The sequence below is a fragment of the Streptodolium elevatio genome, from assembly GCF_053592165.1.
The window spans coordinates 60,868-81,795 of the sequence record NZ_JBSFVE010000025.1 but is presented as its reverse complement, the minus strand read 5'-3'; the positions used below and the strand labels follow the sequence as shown (position 1 = coordinate 81,795).

At 72.8% G+C, this 20,928-nt stretch carries 21 protein-coding genes; 16 read left to right on the top strand and 5 right to left on the bottom strand.

Annotated elements, in window-relative coordinates:
- Positions 1–194 precede the first annotated feature (194 nt).
- Complete coding sequence (locus ACWD12_RS34175; RefSeq protein WP_358358504.1) at positions 195–758, bottom strand: PadR family transcriptional regulator; 564 nt, start codon at positions 756–758, stop codon at positions 195–197.
- Positions 759–870: 112 nt separating this feature from the next.
- Here ACWD12_RS34175 and ACWD12_RS34170 point away from each other — a divergent pair, with 112 nt between their 5' ends.
- The 3 genes from ACWD12_RS34170 (at position 871) to ACWD12_RS34160 (ending at position 2,731) form a co-directional block, all read left to right on the top strand.
- Complete coding sequence (locus ACWD12_RS34170; RefSeq protein ID WP_450102838.1) at positions 871–1,269, top strand: nuclear transport factor 2 family protein; 399 nt, start codon at positions 871–873, stop codon at positions 1,267–1,269.
- A 69-nt stretch (positions 1,270–1,338) separates the two neighbouring features.
- On the top strand, positions 1,339–2,217 hold the full coding sequence (locus ACWD12_RS34165) for a helix-turn-helix domain-containing protein (RefSeq protein WP_450102837.1): 879 nt from the start codon (positions 1,339–1,341) through the stop codon (positions 2,215–2,217).
- Positions 2,218–2,278: 61 nt separating this feature from the next.
- Positions 2,279–2,731, top strand: coding sequence for a VOC family protein (locus ACWD12_RS34160; RefSeq protein WP_450102836.1), 453 nt, complete (start codon positions 2,279–2,281; stop codon positions 2,729–2,731).
- Positions 2,732–2,812: 81 nt separating this feature from the next.
- Here ACWD12_RS34160 and ACWD12_RS34155 read toward each other — a convergent pair whose 3' ends face one another.
- Both ACWD12_RS34155 and ACWD12_RS34150 read right to left on the bottom strand, forming a co-directional pair.
- Positions 2,813–3,274 (bottom strand): VOC family protein, encoded by a 462-nt coding sequence (locus tag ACWD12_RS34155; RefSeq protein ID WP_450102835.1) that lies wholly within the window; start codon positions 3,272–3,274, stop codon positions 2,813–2,815.
- Positions 3,271–3,885, bottom strand: a complete 615-nt coding sequence (locus ACWD12_RS34150; protein ID WP_450102834.1) for a DinB family protein — start codon at positions 3,883–3,885, stop codon at positions 3,271–3,273. The genes ACWD12_RS34155 and ACWD12_RS34150 overlap by 4 nt, the downstream gene beginning before the upstream one ends.
- Before the next feature lie 62 nt (positions 3,886–3,947).
- On the opposite strand from ACWD12_RS34150, the gene ACWD12_RS34145 reads away from it, so the two are divergent.
- The 3 genes from ACWD12_RS34145 to ACWD12_RS34135 all read left to right on the top strand — a co-directional run bounded on the left by ACWD12_RS34145 (position 3,948) and on the right by ACWD12_RS34135 (position 6,967).
- The gene (locus ACWD12_RS34145; protein ID WP_450102833.1) at positions 3,948–4,946 is read left to right on the top strand and encodes a helix-turn-helix transcriptional regulator; all 999 of its coding nucleotides are present in this window, start codon (positions 3,948–3,950) and stop codon (positions 4,944–4,946) included.
- A gap of 153 nt (positions 4,947–5,099) precedes the next feature.
- Positions 5,100–5,432 (top strand): DUF1330 domain-containing protein, encoded by a 333-nt coding sequence (locus tag ACWD12_RS34140; RefSeq protein ID WP_450102832.1) that lies wholly within the window; start codon positions 5,100–5,102, stop codon positions 5,430–5,432.
- Between the two features lie 158 nt (positions 5,433–5,590).
- The gene (locus tag ACWD12_RS34135) at positions 5,591–6,967 is read left to right on the top strand and encodes an NADP-dependent succinic semialdehyde dehydrogenase (RefSeq protein WP_450102831.1); all 1,377 of its coding nucleotides are present in this window, start codon (positions 5,591–5,593) and stop codon (positions 6,965–6,967) included.
- A 178-nt stretch (positions 6,968–7,145) separates the two neighbouring features.
- Here the strand turns inward: ACWD12_RS34135 and ACWD12_RS34130 are convergent, their stop codons facing one another.
- Both ACWD12_RS34130 and ACWD12_RS34125 read right to left on the bottom strand, forming a co-directional pair.
- Positions 7,146–8,060: a hypothetical protein gene (locus ACWD12_RS34130; protein ID WP_358358480.1), complete on the bottom strand. Its 915-nt coding sequence runs from the start codon at positions 8,058–8,060 to the stop codon at positions 7,146–7,148.
- Between the two features lies 1 nt (position 8,061).
- Entirely contained in the window at positions 8,062–8,268 is a 207-nt protein-coding gene (locus ACWD12_RS34125) for a hypothetical protein (protein WP_358358477.1), read from the bottom strand.
- Between the two features lie 851 nt (positions 8,269–9,119).
- On the opposite strand from ACWD12_RS34125, the gene ACWD12_RS34120 reads away from it, so the two are divergent.
- The 10 genes from ACWD12_RS34120 (at position 9,120) to ACWD12_RS34075 (ending at position 20,855) form a co-directional block, all read left to right on the top strand.
- Positions 9,120–11,318, top strand: a complete 2,199-nt coding sequence (locus ACWD12_RS34120) for an AMP-binding protein (RefSeq protein ID WP_450102830.1) — start codon at positions 9,120–9,122, stop codon at positions 11,316–11,318.
- Complete coding sequence (locus ACWD12_RS34115) at positions 11,315–12,814, top strand: AMP-binding protein (RefSeq protein ID WP_450102829.1); 1,500 nt, start codon at positions 11,315–11,317, stop codon at positions 12,812–12,814. The genes ACWD12_RS34120 and ACWD12_RS34115 overlap by 4 nt, the downstream gene beginning before the upstream one ends.
- Entirely contained in the window at positions 12,811–14,019 is a 1,209-nt protein-coding gene (locus ACWD12_RS34110; RefSeq protein ID WP_450102828.1) for a beta-ketoacyl synthase N-terminal-like domain-containing protein, read from the top strand. Before ACWD12_RS34115 ends, ACWD12_RS34110 begins: the two co-directional genes overlap by 4 nt.
- Positions 14,016–15,200: a beta-ketoacyl synthase N-terminal-like domain-containing protein gene (locus ACWD12_RS34105; protein WP_450102827.1), complete on the top strand. Its 1,185-nt coding sequence runs from the start codon at positions 14,016–14,018 to the stop codon at positions 15,198–15,200. Before ACWD12_RS34110 ends, ACWD12_RS34105 begins: the two co-directional genes overlap by 4 nt.
- Positions 15,197–16,408 (top strand): beta-ketoacyl-[acyl-carrier-protein] synthase family protein, encoded by a 1,212-nt coding sequence (locus ACWD12_RS34100; RefSeq protein ID WP_450102826.1) that lies wholly within the window; start codon positions 15,197–15,199, stop codon positions 16,406–16,408. Before ACWD12_RS34105 ends, ACWD12_RS34100 begins: the two co-directional genes overlap by 4 nt.
- Positions 16,405–17,448 (top strand): beta-ketoacyl synthase N-terminal-like domain-containing protein, encoded by a 1,044-nt coding sequence (locus ACWD12_RS34095; RefSeq protein WP_450102825.1) that lies wholly within the window; start codon positions 16,405–16,407, stop codon positions 17,446–17,448. Before ACWD12_RS34100 ends, ACWD12_RS34095 begins: the two co-directional genes overlap by 4 nt.
- A 177-nt stretch (positions 17,449–17,625) precedes the next feature.
- Positions 17,626–17,880 carry an acyl carrier protein gene (locus ACWD12_RS34090; RefSeq protein WP_358358460.1) on the top strand — a complete coding sequence of 85 codons (255 nt, stop codon included), beginning with the start codon at positions 17,626–17,628 and terminating at the stop codon, positions 17,878–17,880.
- 2 nt (positions 17,881–17,882) lie between these two features.
- Positions 17,883–18,638: a 3-oxoacyl-ACP reductase FabG gene (gene fabG, locus ACWD12_RS34085; protein WP_450102824.1), complete on the top strand. Its 756-nt coding sequence runs from the start codon at positions 17,883–17,885 to the stop codon at positions 18,636–18,638.
- 88 nt (positions 18,639–18,726) lie between these two features.
- Entirely contained in the window at positions 18,727–19,905 is a 1,179-nt protein-coding gene (locus ACWD12_RS34080) for an FAD-dependent oxidoreductase (protein ID WP_450102823.1), read from the top strand.
- Positions 19,902–20,855 (top strand): ACP S-malonyltransferase, encoded by a 954-nt coding sequence (locus ACWD12_RS34075; protein WP_450102822.1) that lies wholly within the window; start codon positions 19,902–19,904, stop codon positions 20,853–20,855. Before ACWD12_RS34080 ends, ACWD12_RS34075 begins: the two co-directional genes overlap by 4 nt.
- The last annotated feature ends 73 nt before the right edge of the window (positions 20,856–20,928 follow it).

The following is a 20,928-nucleotide window of genomic DNA, read 5'->3' as shown; positions in this document are numbered from 1 at the left end:
CGGGCGGGCTCTGGGGCGCGGGCGGAAGATCGGCCATCAGTGCTCCTCTGCGGTGAGTTCGCGCTCCGGGATCTTCTTCTTCCTGGTCTGGCCGGCGCCGGTCCGGCGCGGATCGGGGGCCGTTCCGGGGGTGGGGCCGTGGTCGGTTGGGCTCGGCTTGGGGGCGTCCCGGACCGCCTCCGTGTCCGATGTCGCTACCGCGTGACGGCGGCGCGTTGCTCGAGGACGGTCAGGGTGCGTTCGCACCAGCCGATGTTCCCGCGTTCGAAGGACAGGCCCCGCATCAGCGTCAGGTAGGGGCCGATCCGGTCCGCCGCGGCGAGGTATTCGTCTTCCGACCGGCCGTCGAGCATGCGGGTGCGCATGGTCTCGTAGCGCGAGATCTTCGCCTCCGCCCGCTTCAGGCGTTCGCGTACGGCCTCCGCCACCGACGCGATGTCGCCGGCGTCGACGGCCTGCACCTTGACCAGGAGCTCGTCGCGGTAGGCGCCGGGGCGCGTCGGCTCCGCGGTGAACGCGCGGAGTGCGGCCCGACCGGTCTCGGTGAGGGAGAACAGCCGCTTGTTCGGGCGGCGTTCCTGCTCCACGACGCGGGCGGCGATCAGGCCGTCGGCCTCCATGCGGTCCAGCTCCCGGTACAGCTGCTGGGGCGTCGCCATCCAGAAGTTCGCCACCGAGGCGTCGAAGCTCTTGGCCAGGTCGTAGCCGGAGGCCTCGCCCCTGAGGAGGGTGGCCATGATCGCGTTGCGCAGCGCCATGCGTGGAGCATAGCCGGGGGTGATTAATCGCAGCCGTGACTAGTCAAAAGCATGACTGGGCACTAGCGTCCCCTCTACCTAGTCAACAAATTGAGTATGGAGTAGGCCCGGCATGCACCCCTTCCGCAAGGCCGTCGAAGCCGACGACCACCGCGCCATCGAGGAACTGCTCGCCGAGAACGTCGTGTTCAGCAGCCCTGTCGCGTTCCGGCCGTACGTGGGGAAGGCCATCACCGCGGCCATCCTGCGCGGCGTCGGCCGGGTCTTCGAGGACTTCCACTACGTCCGCGAGATGTCCACCGCGGACGGCCGCGACCACGCGCTGGAGTTCAAGGCCAAAGTCGACGGCATGGACGTGCACGGCTGTGACTTCCTGCATGTCGACGAGCGCGGCCTGATCGACGACTTCGTCGTCATGGTGCGCCCGTTGTCCGCCGCGCAGGCGCTGTCGGCGGCCATGGGCACCCAGTTCGAGCGGATCCGGCGCGAGGCCGCGGACTCGGCGCCCTGACATCCGTCCTGACCCCCGCCCCTACCGCGGGGCGGTCTCGGTGTCCGGCGGGCGTCGTAGGCTGCGTACGTGGTGGGAAAGCGTGGTTCCGCAAGTGTGGGGGCGGATGCGGCATGCGCCGGCGGCGTTTCGCTGGTGGCGCGGCCGTCCGCGGCCGCGCTCAGGCCGCTGATCCGGTCGTTCGGCTACGCCGAGGCGCGTTTCGCGCACGCGGCCGAGATCGTCCTGCCGAACGGCGGCCCGCAACTGCTGGTGAACCTGGACCTGGACGAGCTGCGCTCGACCGTTCCGGCGGATCCGGGCGGCGACCGGCGTACCCGGGGCGCCGCGGTGCAGGGGCCGTCGACCGGGCCCGTCGTCGTCGATCCGGCCCAGCAGCGTGCCGTCGTGTGGGTGGCGTTCCGTACCGCCGGGGCGCATCCGCTGCTCGGCGTCCCGCTGTCGGCCGTACGCGACCAGCTCGTCGGGCTCGACGACCTGTGGGGCGGCGACGGCACGGTGCTGCGCGAGCGGCTCCTTGCCGCGCATGCGGCCGGCGGTGCGCAGGCGTGCCTGCGGGAACTCGAAGCGGCGCTGCTGGCGCGCGCGGCCGCGCAGGACGGGCCCGACCCGGCGGTGCTGGCGGCCGCCGCGCGGCTCGACCGCGGAGCGTCCGTGCGGACCGCGGCCGACCAGCTGGGCTGGACGCCGCGGCGGCTGACCGCGAGGTTCGACGTGGAGATGGGGCTGTCGCCTAAGCGGTACGCGCGCGTACGCCGGTTCCAGCGCCTGCTGGCGCGCGTGAACGCCTCAGCCGACCCGCCGGACTGGGCCCTGCTCGCGGCCGACGGCGGCTACCACGACCAGGCGCATCTGATCCACGAGTTCCGCGCCCTCGCCGGGATGACCCCGACCGCGTACGCGCCGCGCTCCGCCGCCGAGCCCAACCACGTTCCGCTCGACGGGTGACGGGACGCCCGGCTGCCGATTTCTACAATCCCCCGCGCCGGATCCTGCCGATCATGAAGACATGACAAACACCGATGACAAACAGGCAGTGACCGGGCTCTACCCCCGTCTCGTCGTCTCCGACGGACCCCGTGCCGTGGACTTCTACCGCTCGGTTTTCGGCGCCGAGGAGGTGGAGCGCTACACCGACCCGGACGGCCGGATCGTGCACGCGATGCTGCGCATCGGCGGCGTGCCGGTCGCGCTCAAGGACGAGGCCGACGGCGACCCCGCGCCGACGACGCTCGGCGGATCCCCGGTGATCATCGCCGTCGACGTCGCCGACCCGGATGCCGTCGCCGACGCCATGGTGCGCGGCGGCGCGACGGTGGTGCACCCGGTCGCCGACCATCCCTACGGGCAGCGCGGCGGCCGGCTGGCCGACCCGTTCGGCCACATGTGGATGGTCTTCCGGACCATCGAGGACCTGACACCGGAGGAGATCCAGGAGCGCACCACGCGCATGCACACCTGAGCGGCGTCCGGCGGGCCGACGAATGCCGGGCCGACGACGTCGGATGGGTGACGCCCGGCGGGCCGGCGGCGTCGGGCAGCGTCAGTCGAGGCAGAACTCGTTGCCCTCGGGGTCGGCCATCACGATGAACCCGGTGCTCATCGGCGGCTCGGGCTCGAAGCGCCGGACGCGCTCGGCACCCAGCTCGACGAGCCGGACGCACTCGGCCTCCAGCGCCGCCATCCGGTCCTCGCCCTCGAGGCCGGGGGCGGCGCGGACGTCGAGGTGGACCCGGTTCTTGGCGGTCTTGCCTTCCGGCACCTGCTGGAAGAACACCCGCGGCCGCCGGCCGTCCGGGTCCTCGAGCGCGGACCGCGTGTTGCGCCGGTCCTCCGGTACGCCCAAGCCCGCCAGGAAGTCGTCCCACGCGGCCAGCGGGTCGGCGCCTTCGGGCAGGTCGACCCCGGGCGGGCCGGGATGGACGTAGCCGAGGACGTCGCGCCAGAAGGACGACAGCGCCCGCGGGTCGTGGGCGTCGAACGTCACCTGGAAGTCGCGGCTCATGGGGTTGCTCCAATCGTCGGGGTGGCCGTAGCGGTGTACCCGCCGACGCGCCGAGTGTGCATGTGGAGGTCGCGCAGCAGGCAGACCTCCGCCGTGTGGTGGATCAGTTCGCGGTGGATGTGCAGCACCAGGTCGGCCATCGGGGCTTCGGGGAACGGCTCGCCGTCGCCCATCGGGCGGCGCAGTCCCTCGTCGCCCAGGCGGCGTACCCCGTCCAGCCACACCGCGACCTGGGTGTCGAGCTGGTCGAGCGCGGCGGCGGCCGTGCCGGCGTACTCCCACGTCTCGTACGACGCCGCGGGCGCGCCGAAGTGTGCCGCGTTCCGGGCCGCGAGCACACCGACGATCACATGCCCCAGCCGCCACGCGATGGTGGTGAACGGCGTGGGGTCCGACGGCGAGGGGTCGTAGTCGACCGTGAAGGCTCCGGCGCCGAGCTGTAAGGGGGCCGAGGACGTGCCGCGCGGGCGCACGCCCCAGGCGTCGGGGACCGGCGACCACGCGTACTCCTCGTCCGTGAGGCCGTCGAGTCGCGCTCGAACCTGGTGGTTCCAATGGAACTCCCACTGCGCGCGGAACGCCGCGTTCCAGTCGAATCCGTCTGCGTCCATGGAGCCACCATGACACCGATAGCGGACAGGACACGTCCGCTATCTCTGGCAAGGTGGACACCATGAGTGCGCCGGAAGCGGAAGGGCTCGACACCACGGAGCGGGTGCTCACCCTCCTCGGCCTGCTCCAGCAGCGCCAGGTCTGGACCGGGGCCGAACTCGCCCGGCAGCTCGGGGTCACGCCGCGGACGGTACGCCGCGACGTCGAGCGGCTGCGCACCCTCGGCTACCTGGTCCAGGCCGACCAGGGCGTCGGCGGCGGATACCGGTTGGGCCCCGGACAGGACCTGCCGCCGCTGCTCCTCGACGACGAGGAGGTCATCGCCGTGGTGGCCGCGCTGCTCGCGGGCGCCGGCGGTGCGGGCGGAGTCGGCGGCGCGGTCGCCGGGGATGCCGCACTGCGGGCGCTGAGCAAGCTCGACCGACTGCTGCCGGTCCGGTTGCGGGACCAGGTGCGGGCGCTGTCCGGATCGGTGGAGTCGTTCGGCGGCGCATCCGCGGTGGTCGACCCGGGGGTCCTCATGCTGCTCGCGCGCGCCTGCCGGGACGAGGTCGAGGCGGCGTTCGCCTACCCCTCCGGCGGCGCGGTGCCCGGAAGCGGCAGGCGGCGGCGGGTCGAGCCCTATCGGCTGGTCGCGTCCGACCGGCGCTGGTACCTCCTGGCCTACGACCTCGACCGCGACGACTGGCGCAGCTTCCGCGTCGACCGGATGACCGACGTGTCGGCACGGACCTTCCGCTTCCGGCCGCGCCCGGCGCCGGACGCCGCGACGTACGTGCAGGAGGGCGTGGCGAGCCGGGTCTACCCGCACCGGGCGCGTTTCCTCGTGCACGCGCCCGCGGACACGGTGCGCGCACAGGTCCCGGCGTCCGCCGCGGTGGTCCGCGCGCACGGCCGCGGCAGCTGCGAACTGCTCAGCGGAGCCGACCGGTTGGACGCCGTGCTCATGCACGTGTTGTTGCTGGGACACGACTTCGAGGTCCTGGACCCTCCCGACCTCAAGGAGCAGTGCCGGACGCTGGCCGAACGACTGCGCGCGGCCGGTGCGCCCGACCGGTGACACCGCCTCGACCGGGCAGCGCGGCGTACGCGGTCACCTCGGGGAAATGCCTATGCGCGACTGATTCCCCGGCCGCCGTAGGTTTTCGGGTGTCGGCAGGAAAACGGGCGCTCCGGCGGCACCGGGCGCCCCTCGGACAAGGAGACGCACACCATGACCGCGTACGCCATCGCCCACGTGCACAGCACCGAGTTCTGCCCGGACATCGTCGAGTACCTGGAGCGGATCGACGAGACCCTTGAGGCGTTCGGCGGCCGGTTCATCGTGCACGCGTCGCCGAACAAGCGCGGGGTGGAAGGTGATTGGCCGGGAGACGCCATCGTGATCGAGTTCCCGTCGATGGCGGAGGCGAACGCGTGGTGGGAATCCCCGGGGTACCGGGAGATCCTTCCGCTGCGCACCGCGCACATGGTCGCCGACATCATCCTCATCGAGGGGGTGCCGGCCGGCTACCGGGCAAAGGACGCGGTCAAGAAGCTTGCGTAGTGCGGTGGTGGCCGTGGTGGCCAAAGTGGCCGTGGTGGCTGTGGAACGGTTGAACCGTTGCGGGCCGGCCCCGGAAAACGAGCGAGCGGCTGACGTACGAGCGGGGGAATCCTGGGCCGAGCCGGTGGCATTCCCGTGGGACTGGGAAGCAGCACCGTATGACTGTCGCATCCGTGAACCCCGCCACCGGCGAGACGCTGAAGACCTTCGAGCCCCTGGGCGCGGACGAAGTGGACGGGCGCATCGCCGTCGCGCACCGCACCTTCCTGGAGTACCGACGCACGTCCTTCGCCGACCGGGCGCGCCGGATGAACGCCGCGGCAGACGTCCTGGACGCCCGGCAGGACGAGATCGCCCGCGTGATGACCGCCGAGATGGGCAAGCCGATCGCGGCCGCCCGGGCCGAGGCCGCCAAATGCGCGACGACGATGCGGTTCTACGCCGAGCACGCGGAAGGCTTCCTCGCCGACGACCCGCTCGCCGACCCGTCCCGGGTCAAGGCCTCGGCGGCCATGGTCCGGTGGCAGCCGCTGGGCGTCGTGCTCGCGGTGATGCCCTGGAACTTCCCGCTGTGGCAGGTCGTCCGCTTCGCCGCTCCGGCGCTCATGGCCGGGAACACCGGTCTGCTCAAGCACGCCTCCAACGTGCCGCAGACCGCGTTGTTCCTGGAGGAGCTGTTCCTCGAGGGCGGGTTTCCGCGCGGCTGCTTCCAGACGCTGCTGATCGGCTCGGGCCAGGTCGAGCGCGTCCTGCGGGACGATCGGGTCGCGGCGGCGACGCTGACCGGCAGCGAGGCCGCCGGACGCTCGGTGGCCGCGATCGCGGGCGACGAGATCAAGAAGACCGTGCTGGAGCTGGGCGGCAGCGACGCCTTCGTGGTGATGCCGTCCGCCGACCTGGCGGCCGCGGTGTCCACGGCGGTCACCGCCCGGGTACAGAACAACGGCCAGTCCTGCATCGCCGCGAAGCGGTTCATCGTGCACGAGGCGGTGTTCGACGCGTTCGCCGACGCCTTCACCGCACGCATGCGCGACCTGCGGGTGGGGGACCCGGCGGACGAGGCGACCGACGTGGGTCCGCTGGCCACCGAGCAGGGGCGTACGGACGTCGCCGAACTGGTCGCGGACGCCGTCGCGCAAGGCGCCACCGTGCTGTGCGGCGGCGAGGTCCCCGACGGCCCCGGCTGGTTCTACCCGCCGACGGTGCTCACCGAGGTCACCCCGGAAATGCGAATGTACGCCGAGGAGGTCTTCGGGCCGGTCGCGCAGTTGCACCGGGTGGCGTCCGCGGACGCGGCGGTCCGGGTCGCCAACGCGACCTCGTTCGGCCTCGGCTCCGCCGCGTGGACCACCGACGCCGCCGAGCGCGAGTTGTTCGTCGGGGAACTGGAGGCCGGCGCGGTGTTCGTCAACGGCATGGTGGCGTCCTCTCCGGACCTGCCGTTCGGCGGGATCAAGCGCTCCGGCTACGGCCGCGAGCTCGCGGCCCTGGGGATCCGGGAGTTCTGCAACGCCAAGACGGTGTGGGTGGCCTGAACGGAACCGGCACAGGGCGGCGGCCGCGCGCGCCCGGGCCCAGGCCCGGCCGCGGCCGTCGCCTCGCGTACGGTCCTCCGCGCGTACCGCGCGCAGGTCGGGCGGCCGACGTGCACGCCGACCGCGGACCGGCCGAGATACGCGTACTCCAGGGCGCGTACACACGAGGTCAGTGCTGTCATGTCCGCTCGTCTCCTTGCAGCCATCGGGCCACGGTCGCGGTGATCGGGGCGCGGGTGGCGATCTCCTGGAAGCCGAATTCGGGGTTCGCGTTGGCGTCCAGGAACCACAGCGTGCCGTCGGCGGCCTCGGCGAGGTCGAAGGCGACCAGGTTGAGGGCCGCCCGGCGGCGGTACGTGCGGAGCCGGGCCGCCGTGTGCTCGTCCAGGTCCTCGGCGCTGTAACGGCATTCGCGCGGCCGCGTACGCCAGTCGAGCTCCGCATCGGTGATCCGGCAGGCGAACACCTCGTCGCCCACCAAGGTCACCCGCCAGTCCGCGGCCTTCGGGGTGACCTCGCGCTGCAGCAGGCACAAGGCGCCGCCGATGCCGGTGAGGTCGTCACCGGGCGAGATGCGGAAGACGGGGGCGAACTCGGTGAAGCGCTGCGTGGTCGGCTTCACGACGGTGGGCCCGCCCGCGATGAACGCGGATGCCTCCTTCTCGTCCGTCGTCACCAGGGTCTGGGGGACCGCCAGACCGACCTGGTGGGCCAGTTCCAGCTGCACCGGCTTGGGGCGGACGCGCGCCACCGCGGCCGGGGTGTTCATCCAGCGCCCGGCCTCGGTGGCGTTGCGCAGCATGCCTTCCAGCAGGCTGGTCGTCTCGTCGGCCGCCCACGCCTCGTCGCCGGTCAGGTCGCGCGCCGGGGTCGGCTTGCGCCACCAGACGGACGCGCCGGGCGGCACGACGCGGTTGTCCACCAGGCACGGGCCGTCCGGAGCCGGCGCGTTCAGGAGCGTGCCGGGACGCAGGCGTCCCGGGTCGAGGCGGACGAAGCTGTCCCGCGGGAGTCCGCGTACGACCATGTCGGCCGTGTAGTCGTCGTCGCTGGTGACGACGACGAAGCGGACCTCCCGCGCGCCGACCGGCATTTCAGTCGTCGTCCTTCTTGGCCCCGATGGGCGGTGGATGATTGGTGATGGTGAACCCGAACATGACGGTTCCGACCGTCTCCACCAGGACGGATCCGTCGCCGTCGAGGATGTTGAGGCCGGCGCCGTGGTCGTAGTGGTGGGCGGGGAGCGCGGCCGGCGCGGGGTCGAATGACGGGCCTCTTTCGCGAAGTGCCAGATAGCTCATGGAGTTCTCCGTCTCGGTACGGGAATCGGGCCATCGGCTGCCCAGGACACCGCCCCCCCTCGGGGAAACGGGGCGGTGTCCGGTCGTGTCGAGTGTTGTCGGGGTCTCTCCGGGGTCGGGATCGCATTCGCGGACCGGCGGCGGCCTACGCGGCAGATGCCGCGGACCTGGGTGGCTCATATCCAAGACGCGCGAGCACGGCCCGGGGGCTACTCGCGGATGTCCCGGCGTCGCGGTCGGCCGGACGCGGGTCGGAGTCGCCCTCCTGGCCGCGACCGCGTTCGCGCCGGTCGTCCGCTCGTACGCCTGCCGGGCAGGCGCCCCCGAACGCAGATGCCGGTGCCGGACATCGATCACTCCTTGTTCGGCAACAGACGTCCCTGTCAATGGTGTTCGTATGGACACCGGTTCCATACTGCCTGCCTGGAACCGTCGCCCAAACAGTTGCGGACGGCTACAGAAGCAGTGCCCGGAATTGTCCTGGGCAAGCCGTCACGGGAAACGCCGGTTGACGCGGCGTCAGGGGAACGCTCAGGAAAGGCCGTTCTGCGGGACGACCCCGGATGACCCGGGCGACCCGGGCGACTCGGGCGGCCCGGATGACCCGGATGACCCGGATGACCCAGGCGGCCCAGATGACCCGGGCGCCCGCGGTCGACTGCGGGAGTTGCGTACGCGCACATGATGCGCCGCCCACACGCGGCGATTCTTGCGCAACCGGTCCCGCTGGGTGCGCAAGCCGTTGCCGCCGACCGGACCGCATGGGTGCACTGGGGCTGTTCCCGCCGCATCGGCTCGCCGACGCGCGGAGCGCGGAACACCGCGTCGGCCCACCGAGAATCGGGGATCCCATGCTTGCTGCCCACCGCACCCTGCTCCCGCGCCCGGCACGTGTCGCCCTGGCCGGGGACCCCGGTCTCGGGGGCGGCAACCTGTGGCGGACCGCGTTGGAGCACAGCCGGGCCCCCGACGTACCGGTGCTGGTGTCGGACCCGCCGCTCGAATTCGGCGACGGTACGCGGCGCACGGCTTTCAGCATCGCCGAACTCGACGCCCTCGCCGACGCCTGGGCCAGTCGCTATGTCGACCGGGGCGTCCGGCCGCGCGACCGGGTCGTGGTTTTCGTCGAAGACTCCTTCGAGGACCAGCTGCACCTGGCCGCGCTCGCCCGGATCGGTGCGATCGCCGTCGTCGTGAACGGCCGGATGCCGGCGGACACGGCGCTCGGTCTGATGGCCCGCGCCGCGCCCGTCGGCCTCTACACGGATCCCGCCCACCTCCAACTCCTCGACGGCCGTCATCGGGAGCTGCCCGGTTTGCGCTGGACGATCACCGCGGAGGCGGCGGCGGAACCGGGCGACCTGGTCCTGCCGGACAAGGCCAGGTACCGGCACGACGACGCCGACCCGGTCTTCCTGTGCCACTCGTCCGGGACCACCGGCAACCCGAAGCTGGTCACGTGGACCCACCGGCAGAGCGTCGCGGGCGCACGCTTCCGGCTCGCGACCCAGCCGGAGCCCGAGGACTCCCTGCTGCTGTGCGCGGCGCCGCTGTCGCACGGAGCCGCCATCGCGGTGACGTCCTTCGCGCTGCTGGCCGGCATGCCGATCGTCGCCCTCGCCGACCGCAGTGCCGCCGGGCTGGCCCGGGGAGCGGCCACGCACCGGCCGACGACGGTCTTCGCGTTCAACCACTCGCTGGCGGAACTCGCCGTCTCGGAGGCCGACCCCGACGACTTCGCCTCGGTCCGGGACTGGGTGAACGTCGGCGACTCCGCCCACGAGGCGCACGTACGCTCCCTCGTCCGCCTCGGCCACCGCACTGTGGACGGCGCCGTCCGGCCGGGTTCGGTCTTCCACGACATCCTGGGCTCGTCCGAACTCGGCTGGGCCGCGCTGCGCCGCACCACGACACCAGACACCCCCTCCTCGCCGCGCCACCTCGGCCGGCCGGTGTTCGCGATGAAGGCGGCGGTCCTGCGTGAGGACGGCAGCCACGCCGACGTGGGCGAGGTCGGCATGCTGGGCGTACGCGGCGAATCGGTGACCACCGGCTACTGGAACGACTCCGACACCTCCCACCGCAGCCGCCTCGCCGGCTACTTCCTGTCCGGCGACCTGGTACGCCGCACCGCCATGAACGACTACTTCCACGTCGACCGCATCGTCGACGCGATCCACACCGCGACCAAGCCGGGCCACTCGGTGCTCATGGAGGAGGTGATCCTCCTCGCCCTGCCGGAGACCGCCGACTGCGCGGTGGTGGCGGGCGGTGCCGGCGGCGCGGGAGAGGGAGACGACGGAGACGGAGAGGGCCGCGCGGCCGTGCCCGTGGCGGTCGTCACGTTGCGGGCGAACAGCCCGGGCCGGGCGACCGGCCCGGACCGCACGCAGGCCCGGGACCGCGCGAACGCCGCGGAACTCCTGGCACGGGCCAACACCGCGCTCGCCGCGGTCGGCCAACCCGACCTGGCCGCGCTGGAGATCGCCGTCCACGAGACGGATCTGCCGGTCGGCGCGACCGGCAAGGTCCTCAAGCGCCAGTTGCGTGAGAAGTACCGTGATCTGCCCGGCTATTTGGCCAAGGCACCCAACGCCGTGATCGCGGCGGTCCCCGCGGAGGTCCGGGAACCGGCGGGCACGGAGCCCGCCGCGTACGCCGGTTCGGACGACGAGGCGGCGGCGGTCGAGGGCCTGCGCGTGATCGCGGCGGCGGTGCTGGAGATGGAGCCCGACCGGATCACCACCGACGCCCCGTTCTACGCGCAGCTGGAGATGGACTCGCTGCAGAAGACGGAATTCGTCGCACGCGTCGAACGCGCCTTCCAGGCACGCTTCGACGCCGAGGAGGCGGCGGCGATGGACTCCCTGGGCGACGTGCTCTCGGCCTTGCGCCGTGCGGGCACGCCTGTTCGCGCCCAAGACGTGACGTCGGACGCCCGTGCAGGGGCAGGACCCGGTGCGAGTGCGAGTGCGAGTGCGAGTGCGAGTGCGAGTGCGAGTGCGAGTGCCAGCTCCAGTGCCGTTTCCAGGGACGGAGGTTCGCGATGAATCCCGTCGATCTCCTCCTGCTCCGGCACGTGGCGGCGGGCCAGGGCGGCCGTACGTGCGTCACGGACCGCGACGGCGCCATGACCTACGCCGAACTGACCTCGGCCGCAAAGGCCTACGCGGGGACGCTCGCCGCGGCCGGAGTGCGCCGCGGCTCCCGCGGCCTGCTGGTCTCCGACGACACCGCGGACGCCGTGGTCGCGGTGCTCGGCCTGTGGTGGCACGGCTGCGTCCCCGTCGTCCTCAGCCCGATGCTGCGCGACCCCGAGCTCGCCTTCATCGCCGGGGACTGCGCCGCCGAGTTCGCGGACCTGCGCCTCCCGCCGGAGCGCCGCCCGGAGTTGAGCGCGGCCTTCGCCCGCCCGCCGGTGCTGCGGCACGAACTCCCGGATGCGGAAAGCCCGGACCTGGACCCCGGCGCGCCCGCGGAGTTCGACGGCGCGGCCGAGGTGCTGGTGCAGTACACGTCGGGAAGTACCGGCCGACCGCGCGGCGTCCGGCATTCCCTCGACGGACTGCGGGCGGTCCTCGCCGGATTCGGCAGCGTCCTGGCCCTCTCCCCGGCGGACACCGTGCTGTCGACCGCCAAACTGTCCTTCGGCTACGGTTTCGGCAACTCCCTGCTCTTCCCCCTCGCGGCCGGCGCCGCCTCGGTCCTGCTCACCGGCCCCGTCGACGCGTTCTCCGTGACCGCGGCGATCCGACGGCACCGGCCGACCGTGCTGTGCGCGGTGCCGAGGGTGTACGAGTCCTTGGTCGCCGCCGCCGAACGGGGCGGGCGGCCGGACACCGCCTCCATACGCCTCGCCGTCGCGGCCGGCGAGCACCTGCCCGCGGACCTGTCCCGCCGCGCCACGGCGGCCTTCGGGTTCCCGTTGGTAAACGGGCTGGGCGCCACCGAACTCCTGCACATCGTCCTCGCCACCGCGCCGGACGCGCCGCTGCACGGCTCCACGGGCGAACCGGTGCCCGGCGTGACGGCGACCGTGCGCGACGACGACGGAACGCCCCTGCCGCCGGGGGTGCAAGGGCGTCTGCACATCGCCTCCGCGTGCGCCGCCCTCGGCTACATCGACCGGCCCGACGCCGAGGCACGGACGTTCGCCGACGGCGGCGTCTATCCCGGCGACGTGGTCCACCGCACGCCCGAAGGCGATTTCAGGCACGTGTGCCGCAGCGACGACCTGCTGAACATCGGCGGCCACAAAGTGGCCCCGGCGGAGATCGAGGGCCTGCTGAAGGGCGTCGCCGGGATCGCCGACTGCGCGGTGGTCGCGGACCGGGACGAGGCCGGTCTGCAACAGGCCGTCGCGTACGTCGTCCCGGGGCCGGACGCCGTCGACGCCGACGTACGCCGGGCCGCACTCGGCGTGATCCGCGACAAGCTGCCGCCCCATCGGCGCCCCTCGCGCGTCGAACTCATCGCGGCGTTGCCGACCACGTCCACCGGCAAGCTCGCCCGCTTCCGCCTGCGCACCCTCCAGCAGGCGCGATGACGACGGACATCATCGGCATGGGCGCGATCGCCTGCCTCGGGGACGAACCCTGTTCCATCCACCGGGCGTTGTGCCGCGCGGAGACCGGCGTCGGACCGCTCCGGGCCTTCGACAGCAGCCGCTACCGGGTGAAGAACGCCTACGAAATCGACGACCGCACCGGGCGCGACGGCGATCGGCCCGACAGCGATCGGCCTGGCCGCGAAGAGCCCATCCGCGACGAGCCCGGCCGGGCCACGCGCTGGCTGCGGGCCGTCGTCGCCGACGCGCTCGCCGACGCGGGCCTGACGGACCCCGCGAGCCCGGACGCCTCCGCAGCCGCGGTCGCCGACATCCCGGTGATCGTCGGAACGACCCTGCGCGAGCTCCGCTCCGCCGAGCTCTGGTGGCGGGACGGCACCGAACTGGAGCCCGCGGACCTGCACTTCGCCGACGCCATGCGGGACGCCTTCGGGACGACGCGTACCCACACCGTGGCCAGTGCGTGCGCGGCCTCCTTGTACGCACTTGCCATGGCGACCGACCTGATCGACCTCGGCCTGGCCGACACCGTGGTGGTGGCCGGCACCGACTCGATCGCGGAAAGCTCGTTCGGCGCACTCGACCGCGTGCAGAATCCGCCGCCGCAGTCGATCCGGCCGTTCGACCGGGCCCGGCGCGGCATGGTGATGGGAGAGGGCGCCGCGGCGGTCGTGCTGAGCCGCGGCGGCAGCCACCGGCAGCCGGTGCGGGCCCGCGTACGCGGCGTCGCCGTGAACTGCGACGGCGCGCACCCGGCCGTTCCGGACCCGGAAGGCGTCGCGGCAGTGGTCCGAGACGCGCACCGGCGCGCTGCCATCGCTCCCGACGAGATCGACCTCGTCGTGGTGCACGGCAGCGGCACGCACCACAACGATCTCGTCGAATCCGAGGTTCTGGGCGAGGTGTTCGGCACGTCGATACCGGGGCCGTTGGTCACCTCGATCAAGTCAGGGGTCGGGCACACCTGCGGAACCTCCGGGCTGATGAGCCTCGTCGTCGCGGTACTTGCCCTTCAAACGGGTGAACTCCCACCCATCGGAGGGCTGTCCGACCCGATGCCCGAGGCCGGCAACCTGCGCTTGGTCGCCGACGGGCCCGCCCTCGGCAGCTTCTCCACCGCGCAGATCCACGCGATCGGACTCGGCGGCATCAACGCGGTGGCCGTGGTCGGGAGGGCGTCATGACTCTGTTGCCGACGGAACTACCGCCGCTCCCGGCGCCTTTGCCCGTCACGAGTCCGGTCCCGCTGTTCGCGTCGCGTCCGGTGATCACCGCCTGCGGCCTCGCCGTCTCCGGGGTCGCAGACGAACGCGACCTGCTGGGCGGATCGTTGGGGATCACGGGGGAGGATCCGAGTGCATCGGGACCGGGACTTCGGCACAAGGACCGTGCCTCCCGCATGGCGCTTCGCGCGGTACGACGGGCCCTCGACGCGGCGGCGATCGACGCTCCCGCGGCGACCGCGGTCGTCGTCAGCAGCAACTTCGGCAACCTCGACACCGTCTGCGACTTCACCGACACCATCGCGGCGGAGTCCGTGACAGGTCTCAGCCCCTTGCGCGTTCCGCACATGTCGAGCCACGTCACCGCCGCCTGGGTGGCGATCGAGCACGGCCTGCGCGGGCCCAACCTCACCTTGTGCAGCGGCACGCCCGGCGGATTGGACGCGGTGTTCTGGGCCGCGGCACTGCTTGCCGCCGGCCGCGCCGAGGTCGCGGTCGTCGTCGGCGTCGAGCCGGACACCGCACCGGTCGCCCGGCTGCACCGCGAACGCGGCGGCACCGCATGGCTGGACGGAGCGGCCTGCCTCGTGGTCGAGAACGCCGCCCACGCGGCCTCGCGCGGGGCGCGGGTCCGGGCTGCGGTCTCCGGCTACGGCAAGGCGACCGACCGTGCCGAAGCGGTCCGGCAGGCGTTGAAGGCGTACGACCGCCCGATCGGGCTACGGGTCGCGGCGGGCCGGGACAGGCCTGGGCCCGGGGCTGGGGCCGGGGTCGGGCCTTCGCCTCAGGACGGGCCCGTCCTGGACCTGACCGGCCGCCTGGGCCGGTGCTCCGGAGCCCTCGGCGTCCTGCAATGCGCGGCCGCTTTGGCGTGGTTCGACCGCCCCGCCTGGGAAGTGGAACGCAGCCGGGGCCCGGTCGCGGACTCGGTCCTGGCGATCGCGGGCGCCGGACGGGACGTCTCGGCGAAGGCCGGCCCCGGGGGCGGGGTCAGGCCTGGCACTGGGACCGCGATCAGGGCCGGCACCGGGGCCCGTACCGGGGGTGCCGGCGAAGCGGACGGCGAAGGCGATCCGAGCGGCGTGTCGGCGTTGTTGCTCACGCGGCCCGCACCCGACGGCTCAGGACGGGTGCCGTCATGACCGCCGCGAACGCCGATGACCGCAGGGTGGTGGTCACGGGCCTGGGGGCCGTCTCGTGTCTGGGGGCGGGAGTCCCGGCGTACTGGAGCGGCCTCGTCGCGGGCGGTACTTCGACCCGCGAGGTCGAACTGCCGCACATGAACATGAGGGCGACCCGGATGTACCTGGTGCCGGATGCCGTCGTCCCCGACCGTCCGCGCAGCCAGGGCGGCGTGCCGCTCGGCCGGGTTCCGCGGATGGCCGTCGCCGCCGCGTTCGAAGCCCTCGCCGATGCCGGGATCGGCGCACCCGAGCGCGCCGGGATGCCCGTCGTCATGGGCGCCGAGATGGGCAACGCCAGCGTGCAGGAGGAACAGCGCGACGTGTCCGGCGCCGGCCGGCCCCCGTGGACGCCGCTCGCGGTCGCCGCCGCGGCGGTGGGTGGGGCCATCGGCTCCCGGCGAAGCAACATCAGTGTCGGAAACGCGTGTTCGTCGGGCGGCTATGCGCTGGGTGTCGCACTCGACATCATCCGGTCCGGTGAGGCACCCGCGGTCCTGGTCGGCGGTGCGGACGGGATCACCCGCGTCGGGATGGGCGGACTCGACCGGCTCGGCGCCGTCGACCCGCGCGACTGCCGCCCGTTCGCGCTCGACCGTTCGGGCACGGTTTTCGCCGACGGCGCCGCCATGCTGGTGCTGGAGTCGGCCGCGCACGCCGAGCGGCGCGGGGCGGTCGTCCACGCGGAGCTCGCCGGCGTGGCGTGGAGCTGCGACGCGTACCACCTGACCTCGCCGGATCCGGAGGCGGCGCAGCTGGTCCGCGCCATGGGCGAAGCCCTGGCGGACGCCGGACTGCGCCCGGACCGGATCGGCTGCGTCCTGCCGCACGCCACCGGAACCCCGGTCAACGACGCGGTGGAAACCCTGGCCCTGCGCCGGGTTTTCGGCGAACTCCGACATAAGATCCCGCACTTCGCACTCAAGTCGCTGGTCGGACACAACTCTTCGGCGGCTGCGGTCTTCGCGTGTCTGACCGCCGTGCTGATGATCGCCCGGGGGCAGATCCCCGCGAACGCTCCCGTCCGTCAGGACCCCGCGTGCGACGTATGGCTGCCGCAGGAGGGCACGCTGCGCCTGGAGCATCCGGCGGTGCTGGTGAACACCTGCGCGTTCGGCGGCAACAACTCCTCGTTCGTGCTGACCGGAGGGCGGGGGTGGACGGCATGAGCCCCGGGGCGGCCCGCATCCGTGTCACCGGTCTGGGCCTGACGGCCCCGGGCGTCGATCGTCCGGACCGGGCCCTGGAGATTCAACCCGACGCACCCGCAGGCTGGTTCCACACCGCGACCGCTCTGCCGGGCCGCGGCTACCGCCGACTCCCGCCCGGTGCCCTCTACTTGCTGGCGGCCGCACGTGCCGCATGGACGGACCGCGGTCCGTGGATCGCGGCGGTGCCGGCGGCGAGCCGGGGAGCGGTGGTGGGGACCAACAACGTCGGGGCTTCCCTCATCGAGGAGTTCGACCGCACGATCATCGACCTCGGCGCTGCGGCACTGTCTCCCGCGCGAGCGCCGTACATGGCCATGAGCATGTTCGCGGCCCGCCTGGCGCCGGAGCACGAGCTGCGCGCCTTCGACCTCACCACCAACTCACCGGCCGTGGCGGGGCTGGACGCGCTCCAGGCGGCCGCACGTGCCCTTGCCGCCGGACGCGCTTCGGTCGTACTGGCCGGGGCCGTCGAGGAACCGCCCGCGCCGATCCAGCGGTTGGACCACCCGCGGGGAAGCCGGGACGACGGCGCGGACCCGGGAGCCGCGTTCGACGCGGGAGCGGCCGTGCTGGTCTGCGAACCCGCGGAGGAGTCCGCGGGCGGCGGATTCGGGTACGGGCACTGCTCGGTGCGCAGCGCGTTCCTCCCGGAACAGGACTCGGACACGGTGTCCGCGGTGCTTGACGCACTTTGGGACGAACTCGCCGACGAGGGGCCGCCACCCGCCCGCATCGACACCGTGCTCGACGACTCCGCTACCGGCCGAGCGGTGGCCGCGTGGCTCGGCAGACGCGTAACGCGCGGCAGCATCACGGCCGTTCCCACGGCACCCGGGGGCGGATGCCTGACCCCGGTCCGCCGCGTCCTCGGCCGACTCGCCGCCCCCGGCCAGAACCGGGCGCGAACCGCGGTCCTCGCCGCCTCCGCGCACGGCCACATCTCGATCGCGGACGTCACCCCGACGCGCCAGGCACTCACCCGCCGGCACACCCACTGACCGCAAGCAGCGACCGCGGTCAGCAACTGCACGCAACGACTGCACGCACTGCCCGCAAGTACTGCCCACATGCACCGACCGCGAGCACTTGACCGCGAGCACCTGACCGCGGACAACCGACCGCGAGCTCTGGCCGCAACTGGCGGAACCAGGCTCGGCGCCCGAAAGGAACCTGTCATGGCCAAGAACGCCCCCACCCGCGAAGAACTCCGCGCGTTCTTCGTCGAGGAGCTCGAACTCCCCGACGAAACGATCGCCTACGAGACGGAGTTCGCGGCCGACCTGGGCATCGACTCGCTCACCACCATGGAGCTGATGGTGCAGTTGGAGAAGCGCTACGGCGTGCGCCTGGAGGAGTCCGAGTTCGCGGCACTGACCTCCGTCAAGGCCGTCCACGAACTCCTCACCGCCCGGCTCGACGCGGCGGCCTGAACATGGCCGACGACCCGCGGCCGGTCGCCGTCGTGACCGGCGGATCGCGCGGCATCGGCCGCGCCGTGGTGCGCCGTCTGGCCGCGGACGGCTTCGACGTCGCGTTCTGCTACCGGTCGCGGCCGGACGCCGCGGCGGAGGTCGTGGACGAGGCCACCGCGGTCGGCGGCAAGGCCGCGCGCGTACTCGCGTACAAGGCCGATGTCGCCGATCCGGGGGAGGCCCGCGCGCTCGTCGAGGCGGCCGAGGCGGAACTCGGACCGCTCGCTGTTCTCGTCACGTGTGCCGGAATCACCCGCGACGGCCCGCTGGTGCGGATGTCCGACGCCGACTGGAACGAGGTGGTGCGCACCAACCTCGACGGGACGTACCACGCTTGCCGCGCGGCCACCCTCGCGCTCATCCGGCACGGCAGCGGCCGCATCGTCACCATGTCCTCGGTCGCCGGTAGGACGGGTAGCGCCGGACAGAGCAACTACGCCGCGTCGAAGGCCGGGATCATCGGCTTCACCGCCTCGTTGGCCCGCGAGCTCGGCCGCTACGGGGTGCGCTCCAACGTGGTGGCGCCCGGCCTGATCGAGACCGAGGTGACCGCGCAACTCAAGGCCGCGGCACGGAAGTCCATCGAGGACCGGATTCCGCTGCGCCGACCGGGCGTACCCGAGGAGGTCGCCGACGTCGTCGCCTTCCTCGTGTCGGACCGGGCCCGGTACGTCAACGGCCAGGTCATCGGAGTGGACGGAGGTCTCGCCCTGTGACCGCCCGCACGGCACCCGTACCGGGTCGAACGTCCGTGCGTCGCCGGACGTGTCTCGGCAAACCCACTGTCGGGAACAGGAGTTCGCCGTGTATGACGTGATCGTCGTGGGCGCGCGCTGCGCGGGGGCGCCCACGGCCATGCTGTTCGCCCGTGCGGGCTACCGCGTCCTCATGCTGGAGCGGGCCCGGTTTCCACGGGACACCTTGTCCACTCTCTACATCCACCAGCCGGGCGTCGCGCTGCTCGACGCCTGGGGCGTACTGGACCGCGTCAAGGCGACCGGCTGCCCGCCGATCACCTCCGCGATGCACCAGTTGGCCGACGTACGGCTGGAAGGCACCCCGACGCCGGTCCGGGGGATCGCCGCGGCGTACGCCCCCAGGAGGTACCTCCTCGACAACGTGCTCGCCGAGGCCGCGGTCGCGGCGGGCGTGGAGTTCCGCGAACAGTGCCAGGTGACCGGACTGGCCTTCGCCGGAGACCGGGTGGCGGGCGTCAGCTGGCGGGCGGGGACGGCGACCGGCACCGACACCGCCGCCCTGGTGGTCGGCGCGGACGGGATGCGGTCGGTCGTCGCGGAAGGGGTCGCGGCTCCGGTGACGCTCGAACACCCTTCGCTGAGCTGCGTCTACTACGGCTACTGGGACGGCGTGCAGGCGGACCGGTTTGAGGCGTACGCGATCCGGGGACGGTGGGTCGGGTGTGTGCCGACCAATGACGGACGCACGCTCATCGGCGTGTACTTCCCGCAACGGGAGTATCCGGCGATCCGGACGCGCGCCGAAGCGGCGTACCTGGAAGGACTTCAGGCCGCCGCGCCCGAACTCCACGAGCGCGCCCGCGCCGGAACGCGTACGGAACGCCTCTTCGGCTGCGGCGCGCAGCCCAACTTCTTCCGGCGCGCGGCCGGTCCGGGGTGGGCGCTGGTCGGTGACGCCGGCCACCACAAGGACTCCGTCACCGCGGACGGCATCACCGCCGCGTTCCGGCAGGCCGCGCTGCTCACCGCGAGCATCGGCGGCGACCTGCACGACGGGTCTTTGCTGTGCGCGGGGTTGGCGCGCTTCGCCCGGCAGCGCGACCGGGTGCTGGCCGAGCGCTACACGGACGCGCTCGCGCTCGCCCGGCTGCGGCCCGACCGGGGGCAGAGCCGTCTGGCCGCGATCGCGGCCGATCCGACCCAGGTTCAACGGTTCTTCGACAGGGCGGCCGGTCCCGACCCGGGCCAGGCGGACGCGCTCCAGGAAGGGTGGGTGCACTCATGACGGACTACGGAATCGCCTTTCCGGGGCAGGGGGCCAAGGAGGATGCGCTGACCGGCGCGCTGCACGCGTACCGCACACATCCCCTGGTGGCACGGCTGCTGGAGACGTTTGGCGCGGTCGACCCATATGCGCTGGATCTCGCCGACACCGCGGTCAACCAGCCGGCCACCTTCGCGGCGGGGATCGCCGCCGTCGAGGCGGTGTTCGGGCCGGAAGCCCGGCCGGCGGTGACGGTCGGGCACAGCCTCGGCGAACTGGCGGCGGCAGCCTGCGCCGGATTTCTCGACCGTGACGCGGGTTTCGAACTTGCCCTGGAACGCGGTGCGTTGTGCCGCGAGCAGAGCCTGCGCAGGCCCGGCGCCATGGTCGCGGTGATCGGCGCCGAGCCTGCCGACGCGGAGTGGCTGCGTCGCCAAGCGCTGGCCGAGCGCGGCGGCATCCTGGAGGTGGCGGGGCTCAACAGCGCGCGTCAAATGGTCCTGTCCGGGGATTCCGAGGCCGTGGCGCACGCGGTCGCGCTCGCCGCCGAGCAATGCCTGAGGGCGGAACTCCTGCCCATCGCCGGGGGATTCCACAGCCCTTTGATGATGGACGCCGTGCCACGGTGGCGCGAACGCCTGGCCGCGGCCGACTTCAGGACGGGATTCGCGCCGATCGTCTCCGCCATCGACGCGCGGGCCCACAGCGATCCCGACGAGGTTCGTGAGCGCCTTGCCCAGGGGTTGGTCCTGCCGGTGCGCTGGCGCGACGCCGTGCAGGCGGTCCGTGGGCTGGGCGTCCCCGCACTTGTCGACGCGGGCCCGGGGGACACCCTGCTCAAGCTCGGACGCCGGGACCGCTCCATGGCGTTCGTCGGGATCGAGGAAGTGGCCGGGCGGCTTGACGGGGGAGCGGGGGCGGGAGCCGAAGTCGGGGCTGCTCTCGGGGCTGGCCTCGAGGCCGGGACGTGAACCGCCTGCGCGCCCCGGGTGCGGATTTGAGGACGGGGCCGGGCGCCGGCCTGGGCGCGGGGTCGGCCCCGGG